Source organism: Nguyenibacter vanlangensis (genome assembly GCF_013376155.1).
GTDB lineage: Bacteria > Pseudomonadota > Alphaproteobacteria > Acetobacterales > Acetobacteraceae > Gluconacetobacter > Gluconacetobacter vanlangensis.
In genome coordinates this window covers 1-13277 of sequence record NZ_JABXXP010000001.1, presented here as the reverse complement: position 1 = coordinate 13277, position 13277 = coordinate 1, and the positions used below count along the sequence as shown (strand labels likewise).

11 protein-coding genes are annotated in these 13277 nt (G+C 64.4%); 2 read left to right on the top strand and 9 right to left on the bottom strand.

The genetic code is table 11. The annotated features are described in order from the left end of the window. Positions 1-32 precede the first annotated feature (32 nt). The gene (locus HUK84_RS00055; protein WP_176638364.1) at positions 33-1190 is read right to left on the bottom strand and encodes an NAD(P)/FAD-dependent oxidoreductase; all 1158 of its coding nucleotides are present in this window, start codon (positions 1188-1190) and stop codon (positions 33-35) included. A gap of 475 nt (positions 1191-1665) precedes the next feature. Here HUK84_RS00055 and HUK84_RS00050 point away from each other — a divergent pair, with 475 nt between their 5' ends. Together HUK84_RS00050 and HUK84_RS00045 are read left to right on the top strand one after the other, a co-directional pair. Then, positions 1666-4158: a TonB-dependent receptor plug domain-containing protein gene (locus tag HUK84_RS00050; protein ID WP_176638363.1), complete on the top strand. Its 2493-nt coding sequence runs from the start codon at positions 1666-1668 to the stop codon at positions 4156-4158. Positions 4159-4178: 20 nt separating this feature from the next. Further along, the gene (locus tag HUK84_RS00045; protein ID WP_176638362.1) at positions 4179-5303 is read left to right on the top strand and encodes an AbrB family transcriptional regulator; all 1125 of its coding nucleotides are present in this window, start codon (positions 4179-4181) and stop codon (positions 5301-5303) included. A 133-nt stretch (positions 5304-5436) separates the two neighbouring features. On the opposite strand, the gene HUK84_RS00040 is transcribed toward HUK84_RS00045, so the two are convergent. The 8 genes from HUK84_RS00040 to HUK84_RS00005 all read right to left on the bottom strand — a co-directional run. Further along, positions 5437-6399, bottom strand: coding sequence for a LysR substrate-binding domain-containing protein (locus HUK84_RS00040; RefSeq protein WP_176638361.1), 963 nt, complete (start codon positions 6397-6399; stop codon positions 5437-5439). Next, positions 6378-7775, bottom strand: coding sequence for an MFS transporter (locus HUK84_RS00035; protein ID WP_176638360.1), 1398 nt, complete (start codon positions 7773-7775; stop codon positions 6378-6380). Before HUK84_RS00035 ends, HUK84_RS00040 begins: the two co-directional genes overlap by 22 nt. 7 nt (positions 7776-7782) lie before the next feature. Then, entirely contained in the window at positions 7783-9069 is a 1287-nt protein-coding gene (locus HUK84_RS00030) for an NAD(P)/FAD-dependent oxidoreductase (RefSeq protein WP_176638359.1), read from the bottom strand. An 8-nt stretch (positions 9070-9077) separates the two neighbouring features. Beyond that, a complete protein-coding gene (locus HUK84_RS00025; RefSeq protein ID WP_281362702.1) occupies positions 9078-9851 on the bottom strand; it encodes an amino acid ABC transporter ATP-binding protein in 774 nt (257 codons plus the stop codon). Further along, complete coding sequence (locus tag HUK84_RS00020; protein WP_176638357.1) at positions 9844-10503, bottom strand: amino acid ABC transporter permease; 660 nt, start codon at positions 10501-10503, stop codon at positions 9844-9846. The genes HUK84_RS00025 and HUK84_RS00020 overlap by 8 nt, the downstream gene beginning before the upstream one ends. A 19-nt stretch (positions 10504-10522) precedes the next feature. After that, the gene (locus HUK84_RS00015) at positions 10523-11368 is read right to left on the bottom strand and encodes a transporter substrate-binding domain-containing protein (protein WP_176638356.1); all 846 of its coding nucleotides are present in this window, start codon (positions 11366-11368) and stop codon (positions 10523-10525) included. Positions 11369-11469: 101 nt separating this feature from the next. Next, on the bottom strand, positions 11470-12441 hold the full coding sequence (locus tag HUK84_RS00010) for a D-2-hydroxyacid dehydrogenase (RefSeq protein ID WP_176638355.1): 972 nt from the start codon (positions 12439-12441) through the stop codon (positions 11470-11472). A gap of 154 nt (positions 12442-12595) precedes the next feature. Further along, positions 12596-13277 (bottom strand): SDR family oxidoreductase (locus HUK84_RS00005; protein WP_176638354.1); only part of this gene is annotated, 682 nt, incomplete at its 5' end.

The window sequence follows — 13277 nt, the reverse complement described above, 5'->3', positions numbered from 1 at the left end:
TTCATGACTTCCCGCATGGAATGCGCTGACGGTCACGCGAACCGGCTGGGCCGATAATCGGAGAGCCAGTCGACGGAAACACCGTTCAGGACCTCCATCGCGATGCACTGCCCCATGATCGGCGCCTGCGTCATGCCGCTGTGCATGACGGCGGCGTAGACGTTCGGATCGCTGGCCGAAGCGCCGACGATAGGGTGCCCGTCGACCGGCAGGACCCTGTGACCGAGGGTCATGAATTCGAGCGGCATGGGGGGCAAGTGGGGGAAGAACTTTCGGACCTGCGCCAGGAATCTCGCCCCCGTGGCGGCGTTGGCCGGCGTATCGCCGCTGTCGCCGAAATTGGAGCCGGTGACAAGGCGTCCATCGGGATTCTGCTTGATGTCGCAGCCCGGCGGCATGATGACCTGTCCGAAAAGGGGGCGAAGCGGCTCGGTATGGGCCAGGACACCTCTTGATTCCTTGAGGGGGGTCTTCAATCCGGCCGTTGCCGCCATCGCCGGTGTATCATTGCCCATGCAGAGCACGACGTGATCCGCGCGGATCAGGCCCTTGCTTGTCTGCACGCCCGTTACATGCCCGCCCGTCCGGTCAAGCGCCAGCACGTTCGTGCCCATGGCCAGGCGCGCGCCCTTTCCGGCCGCGGCCGCGACCAGGGCCTTTGCCGCGGCGACCGGGTCCACCGTCCCGTCGATATCGGATTTCCAGGCAATGGCGCACGATCCGGTGCGAACGCCCGGCAACTGGGCCTCGACCTCCGCCTTGCCGGTCCTGCGGATGGGATAACCCCAGCCTTCGAGCCGGCGAATGATGTCCAGCGTTTCTTCCACGGCATTCTGCTCGTCGGCGTGCCACGCGACGCCGCCGCCCCACTGAATGGCGAGGTCGTTGCCGATCTCCTGCTGGAGGCGACGCCAGCCCAGGATGCCGAGCATGTTCAATGTATAATAGGAATAGGGTTTCTTGTTGAACGCGTTCAGCCAGGCAAAGGATTTGGCCGTGGTTTCCTGCCCCGGGCCGGCACGGTCGATAATCGTGACGTCAGCACCGTAGGAGGCAAGGTGATAGCCGACCGATGCGCCGATGATGCCGGCTCCCACGACGACCACCGATTTGCGGGGCGACGCGGCCAGGGCTGTGGGTGCCGCCGTGCCGGCAAGGCCCATCAGCAGGTGTCGTCTCTTTAAAAGCATCGGGTTTCACTCCTGTCCTGTTGGGCGCCAGCACGATGTGGCCGAGCGAATGCGTAGGGGATCAAGCCATTGCTCGACCGTTCCGATTCTACTTGGAATTTCCTCGGTTCGAGAAGGCGACATTTCTATTTTCCTCATGGGGAAGCACATCGATATCACATTATTACGAAATCGGAACTCCCAGGACCCGGCAGAGACAAAAATCCCGGTTGGCTGCTCCTTGGCGGGCGAGGTCATGCCCACGCATCTGGGGAAGGACAACATCCAATCTTTCCATGAATTCTTTTCATCTTAACCGTAAAAACAATATCGGGTCGGGACCCATATATGTTTTGTTACCTATTCGAACTGAGGTAGGCTCCTTCATGGATCGGGTTCGGGGCCTGGCGGAATGAGGTAGCCGTCCGGCCGGAATGATCCGTGGTTGGAGACTTCCGCGTCGGCGGCGCAAAAGAGGCGAAGAAGGCGGAGCAGAATGAAACGTCAGGCACTTTTCTCGACGGCTCTTGCCGTTGTACTTCCGGCCGTGATCGCGTCCAAGGGTTTTGCGGCGACCGGCACGAATACCAAGTCGGCGCGTGCGGCAAAGGGTCATGCCGCCGCTGGCTCGACGCCCGCGCCGACGGCAGCCTCTGTCCTGGCGCCAGTCAAGGCCCCTGCCGCACGCCATTATGCCTCGGGAGATGCCGAGGAGCAGGTGATCGTGACAGGAACGCGCGATCCGCACGCGAGAGCGCGCGACAGTATCAGCCCTGTGGTCGTCATCTCGGCGGCGCAGCTCAAATCCACCGGGCAGGCCGACCTGCGCGATGCGCTGACCACGCTGATTCCGTCTCTGACCCGCCAGACCGTCGGTACGGGGACGGCCAATACGATTGACTCGATCAACATGCGCGGCCTGACGTCGAACCAGACACTCATTCTGGTCGATGGCAAGCGCCGCCACACCACGTCGACGGTCTATTACGCGCCCGGTCCGCAACAGGGGACCACGCCGGTCGATATCGACATGATTCCGGTCTCGGAAATCGATCATATCGAGGTGCTGGAAGACGGTGCAGCCGCCCAGTACGGGTCGGACGCCATCGCGGGGGTCATCAACGTCATTCTGACGCACCGCAAGCATGGCATCCAGATGTCGGCCAATAATGGCGGATATTACAAGGGCGACGGTTTTACCTCGAAGGATTATATCGGGGCCGGATTCGCATTGCCGAACGACGGCTTCTTCAACCTAGGCGCGGACTTCAAGTTCCAGGATCATGCCATCCGTGGCGGATGGGACAAGCGTACGAACAGATACGATAATCCGATCATGAGCATGCCGCGCGCGGTCCAGGTCGTGCTCGGCTACAATATGGAATACAACGTCGAGAACGGCCTGACGCTTTATTCCTTCTCGACCTTCGGCCATAAGGTCGCCGACGCGCTGCAGAATTTCCGGACCGGTGTGGACGTGCCGGGGGCGACCTTCCCCACGCTCTTCCCTAACGGCTATGTCCCCATCATCCAGACCGACGAGACCGATTACGGTGTTACGGTCGGCTTCAAAGGGAAGGCGTTCCTGGGCTTCGATTTCGATCTGTCGACGACGTACGGCGGCAACCATAACGACGTGAACATCGCCAATACCGGCAGCCAGAGCTTTCTCCAGACCTACGGCTATACACCGACCGAATTCCACCAGACTGCCTATACGGCCACGCAATGGACGAACAATCTCGACTTCCGGCGCAGCTTCGATACGGGTATTCTGGCGGGCCCACTCAATTTCTCGATCGGTGCCGAATATCGGTACGAGACCTACAAGATCGGTGCCGGCGATTACGACGCCTATTATATATCGGGCGCCCAGGGCCAGCATGCGATTCCGCCGGGCCTCGCCAGCACGTCGAGCCGCGACGTGACGGCGGGGTATATCGATGTCGGGACGGAGTTCCTGAAGGGATGGAAAGCGGATTTTGCTGGACGGTTCGAACATTACACCGATGTCGGCGATACCGAGATCGGCAAGGTCTCAACCCGTTATGACCTGAACAGGTATCTTGCCGTTCGTGGCACCGTCAGCAGCGGTTTCCGCGCGCCGACCCTCGCCGAGCAGAACTTTTCCAGTCTGACGGAATCGCCGACATCGGCCTCCGGTGTCCTGGGCGTGCACTCGCCCGGCGCCAGGCTGCTGGGCGCCCGGCCGCTGAAGCCCGAACGCTCGACGAGCTTCAGCGCCGGCATCATCCTCAATCCGATCCCGAATATGCATGTCTCCCTGGATGCCTATCAGATCGACATTCGTGACCGTATCGTGATCGGTGGCGTCTATGGTGGTGCCAAGGCCATTGAGGCGATGGAACTGTCGGGTCTCTTCTTTCCCTCCACGTCGGCGACCGCCACGGCACAGTATGAGACGAACGGTGCATCGACGCGCACGCGCGGCATGGACATCACGGCCACCTATCTGACCAATCTGGGCCGATATGGAAGAATCAACTGGGACGCGGCGGTCAATTTCAACCAGACCAACGTCCGTTCCGTCGGAACCGACCTGAACGGGAACACGCTGCTGAACGCGCAGCAGAGGTCGTTCCTGACCTCGTACATGCCGCGCAACAAGCTGATCTTCGGCGGCCGCTGGACCTGGGGAAAGCTGGATTTCTCGGTGCATGAAACCCGCTACGGACGCACGACGTCGAACAATACCTATTGGAACGACGTGCCGGCTTCCATGGTCAATTCGGTCACGCAGTTCCTGCGCTGGGTCCAGACGCCGCGCTTTCAGACCGACCTTGCGATCGGCTATCAGGTGACGCCGCGCCTGCACGCCACGTTGGGCGCCAACAATGTCGGCAACGCCTATCCCCGCAAGCTTCCGTACGCGGTGCAATATCTCGGATCCGAAATCTATAACATGGATGTTCAGCAGATGGGTCTGTTCGGCGGCTATTACTACATGCAACTGGACCTCTCCCTCTGACCCGATCCGGGACATGTCCTATGTCTGACGTCGGTTCGGGCTTCATGGCCATGTGCAGGCTGCTGCCGCGCTGGGTGGTCCTGGTCGCGGGGTCGATGGTGCTGGCCGAACTGTTTCGCCGTGCCGGCCTGCCGGCGTCGGCGCTGCTGGGCCCGATGATCTGTGCCATCGTTGCCGGTGTCACGGGGCAGGAATTGCGGTTTCCCGGCCCGATCTTTCCGCTGGCCCTGGGGGTGATCGGCTGCCTGATCGCCACCAGCCTGCCCTTGTCCGTTCTGGCTAGCATCCTCGACAAGGGGCCGGTCTTTTTCGCCGGGGTCCTGGCCGTCGTGCTGGTCAGCGCCGCCGCGGGCTTCGCCCTCGCGCGGACCGGGGTCCTGCCGGGGACGACGGCGTTATGGGGGGCGTCGCCGGGTGCCGCGACTGCGATGACGATCATGTCCGCCAGTTACGGCGCCGATATGCGGCTTGTCGCCTTCATGCAATATCTGCGCGTGATCTTCGTCTCGGGAAGTGCCGCGGCGGCCACGCGGTTTTTCGCTGCGGCTCCGGCGACGCCGGGGCCGATTCCGGTGTCCGCGGCCGGCGGAGACGCCGGCGCGATCGCCGGAACGCTTCTGACCGTTGCCGTGTCGTCGTTCCTTGCCCGGAAATGGCGTATTCCCGCCGGTGCGCTGATGGTACCGCTGGTCGTCAGCGCTGCGTTGCAGGATACGGGCCTGCTGACCATCGTCCTGCCCGGATGGGTCCGCGTTCCTGCCTATGCGGCGCTGGGATGGGGGATCGGCCTGCGCTTCACGCCCGGGATCGTTCGCCATGCCCTGCGCGCGTCGCCCTGGGTCGTGCTGTCGACGTCGCTGATCATCGCGGCGTCGGGCGCGGTGGCGTGGCTGCTGGTCCTGTGCGGCCAGACGGACCCGCTCTCCGCCTGGTTGTCCTGCAGCCCGGGCGGCGAGGATACGATCGCCATCATCGCCTCCACCACGCCTGGGGTGGATATGTCTTTCGTGATGGCGATGCAGACGGTGCGTTTCGTGCTGGTCCTGTTCACCGGGCCGGGCCTTGCGCGCTGGCTCGGCCGCTGGATTCCTTCTGCCTCCGCTCCCGACAGCCGCCCGCTCTTTTCAAAAGACAATGCCGCCTGATCCTTCGGCCGGATATCGGCAATGGCGGCGTCCTGGCTGCGGTCGGCGGTGCTATGGCCGGCCACGTATACCACGCCATTCGCCACGACGGCGCGGGATCGGCGATGATTCGTATCGAGGTAGAGAATGTCGATCAATTCCTCGTTCCTTCATATCCGTTGAAATGCAGGGTCCCCGGCGCGGCCTCGCCCAGGCCGCCATAAGCGGCGCTTTCCGCGCAGATCCAGCGGATAAAGGCGGAGATGGTGGGATCGTGGGCTTTTTCGACCGGAGTCACGACGTAATAGGCCCCGCGTGAACGGATCGTCTCGTTGGAGACGACGCAGAGCGTGCCATCGGCAAGCTCGCGTTCCACGAAGATCGTGGGGACGAGCGCCACGCCGAAGCCTGCCATCGCCGCCTCGATCGTCGCGTTGAACTGGTCGAAGACATGCCCCTTGAATGATGCGGCGCCGGTGACGTTCACCTGTGCGAACCAGAAATCCCACAAGGCGGGCCGGGTGGTCAGTTGGATAAGGCTGACCCGTGCAAGATCCTCGGCCGTCTCCAGTTTCGTCGCGTCGCGAAAGGCCGGGCTGCATACCGGGACGATCGTTTCGTCGAACAGATGATGGAGCTGCCCGTCCGGCCAGACCGGCGCGCCATAATGTACCGCGATATCGCAATCGGACCCGTCGAAGCTGAACGGTTCGAAGACCGTCGTGATATTGACCTTGATCTGTGGATATTGCCTGATCAGCCGCGGCAGGCGGGGGATCAGCCACCGGGACGAAAAGGTGGAGAACATATGCAGGTTCAGCGTGTTCTCGCCGTCTCCCGCGGACAGGACGCGATAGGTCGTGCCGGCGATCTGCTCGAGGATCGAAATCACGGACGGCAGGATCGACTTGGCCTGGCGCGTCATGACCAGACGCTTGCGGCGCCTGTCGAACAGGGACACGCCCAGCGTCATTTCCATATTGCGGATCTGCTTGCTGATCGCGCCCTGAGTGAGGCTCAGTTCCTCGGCGGCGGCGCTGAAATTCTGGTGCCGGGCCGCGGCCTCGAAGGCGACGAGTTCGGGGATCGACGGCATCAGGCGGCGGGGAAGGAGCATGGCAACCTCCTTTTCATCTTGCGGCTCAGGCTCAGCAGGGCTGCCGTCCAGGCGACGGCAGCCGCGTAATCCAGGCATAACAGCGTCGGCCGGTTCGCCACCCGGGCCATGATCATGGCCACCAGCGTCGCGCCGCAGGTCTGTCCCATGATGCGCGAGAGCGCGATCATGCCGCTGGCGCTTGCGCTGCGGCCATGTGGTGCGGCCAGCAGGATCGCGCGGTTGTTGGGCGAGACGAACATGGCGAACCCCGTGCCCGCCAGCGCGAAGCGCCACATGATGTCGAAATTCCCGGCATCGGGAGGCGTCATCCTGACCATCAGGAAACCGAAGCCATTGACCGCAAGCCCCAGCGAAGACAGCGTTCCCGCCGGGATCCGATCTGCAAGCCGGGCGACGAGCGGCCCGGTCAGAACCATCGCCCCGGGCCAGGCCGTGATCAGCAGTCCCGTCGTGACCGGCGAGCGGCCGAACAGGCCGGTCAGGGAGAACGGGATCGAAATCATGAAGAAATTCGCCGCCGTATAGCCCAGGAAACAGGTCATCACGCCGATGGAAAAGGCGGGGCGCGCAAGCAGGTCGACCGGCAGCAGGGGAGCGGCGTGCCCTCTTTGGCGCGCCAGCAGCAAGGCCCCTGCCACCGCCCCCAGCAGGACGAGTATCGTCCCACCCGATGCCCACGCGTTGCGGGCCAGAAAATCGCTGCCGGTCAGGATGAGGCAGAAGGCTGCCATGTTCAGGACGACCGACAGCGGGTCGATCATGCGCCGGAGCGGCGGCGTGGCGGGCAGGCGGACCTTGCACAAGGCGAACACCAGCGCGCCGGCCGGCAGGTTGAACAGGAACAGCCAGCGCCACGAACCGGTGCAATAGAGGATCGCCGCCGCGACGGACGGGCCCAGCGCCACGCTCAGCGCCGTGGTCAGCGCGTTGAGCGCGAGACACTGGCCGAGACGGGCAGGGGGGCAGACCATCCGGATGAGCGCGGTATTGACCGCCATGATCGCGGCGCCGCCGGCCCCCTGTATGCCGCGTGCGAAAGCGAGGGTCGCGATATGGTGCGAAAGGGCGCAGAGCAGCGAGCCCGCCATGAGTACCGCCAGCCCGCTCAGACAGATTTTCTTCGCGCCGATGCGTTCGGCGAAGGCGGCAAGCGGCAGAAGCAGCATGCAGTTGACGAGCTGATAGGCATTGACGACCCAGATCGACACCGAGGCGGACGCGTGCAGATCCGTCGCGATCGTCGGAAGGGCGATATTGGCGACCGCGTAATCGAGAACCGCCAGCAGGACCGAGAGCAGGATCGCCGCCAGCGCGCCCCGCCGGATGGCGGCAGGGCTCTCGTGCGCCGGTGCTTCGGTCGCGATCACGCTCATGGTTCGCTCAGAGACGGAAGCGAAGGAACCGGGCGGGGTCGTAGGGCGCGGCCTCGGGGACGGTATCGCCGCCGATCATCCGCCCGATCAGTTCCGCGGTCCAAGGCGCGCTGACCAGTCCCAGATGCCCATGGCCCGTGGCGTAGAACACGCCCCGCGTCGAGGGCGAAGGGCCGATGACAGGCAGGCAGTCGGGTGTCGACGGCCGGTTGCCCATCCAGTGCCGGACCGTGGAGAAGCCGCCGATTTTCACGAGGGGCAGGCCGTCGCGCAGGCAATCGAGCAGGATACGGGCCCGCCGCCAGTCCGGCGGTGCCCCCGCAGGCGCGAATTCCACCTGTCCGGCGGCACGCATGCCCCCTCTCATCGGGGTGATGCCGAATTTGAGGTCCGACATCATGACGGGCAGGGGCGGTTCCTCCGCCAGGTCGGGAACCTGGACATGATAGCCGCGCTCGCTCACCAGCGGCACGGAATCTCCCAGCATCCTGCCCAGCGCGCGCGCGCCCATCCCGGCGGCGACGATGATGCTGTCGCAGGCCACGACCCGGCCCGACGAACGGACACCGCGCACCTGCCCGGCCTCCAGCACGAAGCCACCGACATGGCCGTCGGCAAAGTGCACGCCCTGCGCGCGTGCCAGCGTGGCCAGGGCCGCCACATAGCCCCCGGGATCGGCGCAATGGGCGCCATCGGGCAGTTGTGCCGCAAAGCCGTATCGGGGGCTCAGGCCCGGGCAGACCGCTTCCAGCGCCGCGCGGTCGAGCGTATTCCACCGTACGCCGTTTTCGCGCCGGAGCTGCCAGCCGAAGGCGTCGGCCTTATAGGCAGCTTCATCCGGATAGACGATCAGCAGCCCCTTGCGCTGGATCAGTTCGGGAACGCCCGCTTCCGCCGCCAGGGCGGCATGCCGGTCCGCCGCACCGGCCAGGAACGGCCGCAGCGCCGACGCGATGGCGCGGGCACGGGCACGGGTGGCGCCACAGGCGACGAAGCGCAGCAGCCACAGCCAGATATGCGGCAGGGATGACGGACGCAGGCGCAGCGGACCCTGGGCATCCAGCAGATAGCCGGGTACCTTCTTCCACATGCCGGGCATGGAAATCGGTACGACGGACCCCGGACTCAGCCACCCGGCATTGCCGTAGCTCGTCGCATTTTCCGATCCGGGCGCATCGGAGGACAGAAGGGTGACGTCATGCCCCAGGCGCCGCAGATGCAGCGCAATCGTCACGCCCACGGCCCCCGCGCCGATGACGACGAGCCGGGCACCCTGCGCCGGCGGAGAAGACATGGCAGCCATCAGGCTTTTCCCATGTGGAAATGTTTCAGGAACGTCCGGGTCCGTTCTTCCCGCGGGTCTTCGATGACCTGCCGCGCCGGGCCCGATTCCACGATGTATCCGTCCGCCATGAAGACGACGGTATCGGCCACGTCCCGCGCATAGGACATTTCATGCGTGACCACGATCTGGGTCATGCCCGCCTGCGCCAGGTCGCGCATCACGCTCAGGATCTCGGCCACCCGCTGCGGGTCGAGCGCGGATGTCGCCTCATCGAACAGCATGACCTTCGGTTCCATCGCCAGGGCGCGGGCAATCGCCACGCGCTGCTTCTGGCCGCCGGAAAGACGTTCGGGCATGGTGTCGGCGAAACTTTCCATTCCCATGCGTTCCAGCAGCGGGCGGGCGATCCGCTCGGCCGCGTCGCGCGACTGGCCCCGCACGAAACGCGGGCCGGACATCACGTTTTCCAGGACCGTCAGGTGCGGAAACAGGTTGAAGGACTGAAAAACCATTCCGGCTTCGGCACGGAACGCCGCCATGGCCCCCGTACGGTGGCGCGATGCCGTGGCGCCGAACCGCATCGTATGGCTGTCGATCGTGACCGACCCGGAATCGGGGGCTTCCAGAAGATTGACGCAACGGAGCAAGGTGGATTTTCCCGATCCGCTGGGGCCGATCAGGGCAAGCACATTGCCCTTCGGCACCCCCAGCGAGATGTCCCTGAGCACCTCGCGCCTGCCGAAGCGCTTGGACAGGTTCACGATGTCGATCATCAGCGGTTCCCTAGCCATGACGACGACGCTCCAGCAGCCGCGCGCCCTGTGTCATCGGAAACAGGATCAGGAAATAGATGATTGCGATCGTGGTGTAGACCTCGAGCGGCTTGTAGGTGGCGGAGGCGACCATCTGCCCCTGGTAGACGAGGTCGGGGACGGTCACGACCGAAATCAGCGACGTGTTCTTCAATTGCAGCACCACCTGGCTGACGAGCGGGGCGGTCATGCGCCGCAGGGCCTGCGGAAGGATGATCCGGCGCATCATCGTGAAGGGCGTCATGCCCAGCGCGGCGGCGGCATCCCACTGGCCACGGTCGATCGAATCCAGGCCCGCGCGAAAGATTTCGCTGTAGAATGCCGCGCCGTAGAGCGACAGCGCCAGCAGCGCCGCCGTGGCGGGCGCCAGGCTAAGGCCCAGCACGACCGGCAGCGCGTAGTAGCACCACACCAGTTGCACCAGGGCCGGCGTGCAGCGGAAGATTTCGACGACCGCGCCGGCGGGGATGGACAGGATCTTCCAGCCGCTGCGCCGGGCCAGCGTCAGCAGCAGGCCCGCGACCATGCCGACGATCGCGCTGGCAAGGGTGAAGCCCAACGTATATTCGAGACCGATCCTGAAAAGAGACCAGTATTGAAGGATCGGGCCGAAATCCCATTGATAGGTCATGGTGCGGGCCGCATCGCCATCAGAATTCCAGGCCGGGCGGCAGCGATGCCGGGTCGACATTGCTGGCCCGCAGCGCCTTGAACATCCAGTCCTGCACGATGCCCTCCGAACGGTTGTAGAGAAGCCAGTTATTGACGAAGGTCAGGAAACGCGGGTCGGGCGAGGCCGGCACGCCGATACAGGTCGGCTGATGCACCACGGGCTGCGGCAGGATCAGCCCGCCTACCGCCGGGTTGCGCGCATGCATCACGGCCGCGATCACCACCACCTGCACCACGCAGTCCGCGCGTCCGGCCTGAAGCGCCATGATCGCGTCGGTCGGGGATTGGACCGCCACGGGGGTGCAGTGGGGCAGCCGGCGCCGGACGAAGATGTCGTGCGACGACCCTGTGTCGAAGGCGACGCGGATTTCGGGTTTGTCCAGATCGTCCCACGTCGCGACCGACAGGCCGTTTTTCGCAATCACCGTGAATGCGTTATTGATGGCGATGTCGCTGAACTGGATCTGGAGTGCCCGCGCGGGGGTGGGGCTCAGGGCGAACATGACGTCGATCTTGCCGGTCTGGAGGTCCATGACCGACGTCCCCCACTCGGCCTCGACGATGTCGGGCGTGACCCCCAGGGAAGCGGCCATGTCCCTGACCATGTCGACGCATGCGCCGCTCCAGCCGCCCTTTAGAATATCCTTGTGAAAAAACGGTTCGGCTCCCGGAATGGCGGCGGTGCGGAGCTTGCCCGAGGCCTTGATGCGCGCGATCGTTCCCCCTTCTTCCTGCGCCCGTGCCGGACATATGCCCGCAAGGGACGTCGCGGCCGCGACGCCGCCCAGGGCCAGGACCGATGCAAAAGCTCGACGTGTCGTCACTCCAGGACCTCCCCGCCGCCATCAGGCGAACCGTTTACAACGCATATCGAGTTTAGGGGGGCGGGCGGCACCGTAAAGCCGAAATCGCCCCCTGCCTGTCGTCAGACGATCTGATTCTTCAGGGGGGTGCCGGCTTCGAGCGCGCCGATGTTCGTCAGCAGGATGTCCACGACGTTCCGTTCATAGAACTGCGTCTCGCCCGCCGCGTGCGGCGTCACGATCACGTTGTCCATCGACCAGAGGGGAGAGGAGGCGGGCAGCGGCTCCTCGACGAACGTGTCCAGCGCCGCGCCGGCGATCTGCCCGGATTGCAGCGCCTCGATCATGGCGCCCTCGTCGATGACCTTGCCGCGTGCCACATTGATCAGCACCGCGTCGGGGCGCATGGCGGCGAAGGCTTCCGCATTCACCAGTTCGAACGTCTCTTCGGTCAGCGGGCAGGTCAGGATCACCACGTCGGCCTGCGGCAGGGTGGGCAGGAAATCCCGGTTCGAGATGATTCGCACGTCCTCGGGCTGCGTTTGGGGAACCGAACGGCGCATCGCGATCACGTTCATGCCGAAGGCCCTGCAAAGCCGGGCGACGCGGGCCCCGATTCCGCCGAATCCCACGACCAGGACGGTCTTGCTGTCCAGTTCCTGCAGCCTGTCTTTCGGGTTGCTGCTGGTCAGGCGCCAATAGGCATTCCTCTGGTCGTCGCGCGCTTCGAAAAGCCGGCGCGACAGGTTCAGCAGCAGGCCCAGCGCGTGGTCCGAAACGGCGTTCGCATTCACCCCCCGGGCGCTGCACAGATGCACGCCGCGTTCGCGGAACAGGGCATGGTCATAATGATCGACGCCGGCACTGACCGACTGTACCAGCTTCAATTTCGGTGCCCAGTCGAGAATATGGTTCTTCCACAGCATGGAAACGACCAGCACCTCGGCATCGGCCGCGACCTGCTCGAGATCCGCCAGGTTGTTGACCTGGACGCAGGGGGGTGGATTGGGGCGGCGCTCCATCTCGCCCTTCAGATCGTAATGAGCATGCGCGACACAGACTTTGGGTTGTGCCCCGATCCAGGGTTTCGTCATGATTCACGTCCATCCGTTGCAGGAGAAAAGGAGGGGCCGAAACCCGCCTGCCATGATCACCTTTGTCCTGACGGTCATTATGTTATTTCTGACTCGGAATGAGAAGGCAAAACGCCTCTCGTACATATTCCTTTTCGGAATGTTTGATGCTGTTTCAGAACAGGCCGCGATAGTCGCCCCCGTCCACCAGCAGGCTCTGGGCGGTGATGAAGCCTGCCTTGTGCGAGCAGAAGAAGGCGACCGCCGCCGCGATCTCCTCGACATCGCCGAACCGTTTCGCGGGGTTGGCGGCAGCGCGCTCTGCCCAGATGCTGTCGTAGCTGCGCCCCGTCATGCGCGACAGGTCATGGACATGGGCATGCTGTGCCGCCGAATCGATGATGCCCGGCAGGATATTGTTGATCGTGACGTTCCGTGCGACCAACTGTCGCGCCAGACCCGACGAAAAGGCCACCAGCCCCGATCGCGCGGCGTTGGAAAGAGCCATCTCGGCCTGCGGATTCTTCACGCTGCGCGAGACGATGTTGACGATGCGGCCGAAACCGCGTTCGGTCATGCCGTCCACGGCAAGGCGGATCATGTCGATCGGGGCCACCATCATCATGTCCACGCCCGCGATCCAGTGCGCCCTGTCCCAGTCGCGGAAATCGCCTGGCGGCATGCCGCCGCCATTATTCACCAGAATGTCGGGTTGGGGACAGGCGGCGAAGATCCGCTGCCGGTCATCATCCCGCGTCAGGTCCGCAGCCACTGCCACCGCGTCGCGTCCGGTCTGCGCGCGCACCAGCGACACGGCGTCCTCGAGCGCCGCGGGGTCGCGCGCCACCAGCGTAACC

Bases quoted from the DNA above. Each gene is read 5' to 3' on its own strand.
- HUK84_RS00055 (WP_176638364.1), bottom strand. From the start codon at position 1,190: ATGCTTTTAAAGAGACGACACCTGCTGATGGGCCTTGCCGGCACGGCG.
- HUK84_RS00050 (WP_176638363.1), top strand. From the start codon at position 1,666: ATGAAACGTCAGGCACTTTTCTCGACGGCTCTTGCCGTTGTACTTCCG.
- HUK84_RS00045 (WP_176638362.1), top strand. From the start codon at position 4,179: ATGTCTGACGTCGGTTCGGGCTTCATGGCCATGTGCAGGCTGCTGCCG.
- HUK84_RS00040 (WP_176638361.1), bottom strand. From the start codon at position 6,399: ATGCTCCTTCCCCGCCGCCTGATGCCGTCGATCCCCGAACTCGTCGCC.
- HUK84_RS00035 (WP_176638360.1), bottom strand. From the start codon at position 7,775: ATGAGCGTGATCGCGACCGAAGCACCGGCGCACGAGAGCCCTGCCGCC.
- HUK84_RS00030 (WP_176638359.1), bottom strand. From the start codon at position 9,069: ATGTCTTCTCCGCCGGCGCAGGGTGCCCGGCTCGTCGTCATCGGCGCG.
- HUK84_RS00025 (WP_281362702.1), bottom strand. From the start codon at position 9,851: ATGGCTAGGGAACCGCTGATGATCGACATCGTGAACCTGTCCAAGCGC.
- HUK84_RS00020 (WP_176638357.1), bottom strand. From the start codon at position 10,503: ATGACCTATCAATGGGATTTCGGCCCGATCCTTCAATACTGGTCTCTT.
- HUK84_RS00010 (WP_176638355.1), bottom strand. From the start codon at position 12,441: ATGACGAAACCCTGGATCGGGGCACAACCCAAAGTCTGTGTCGCGCAT.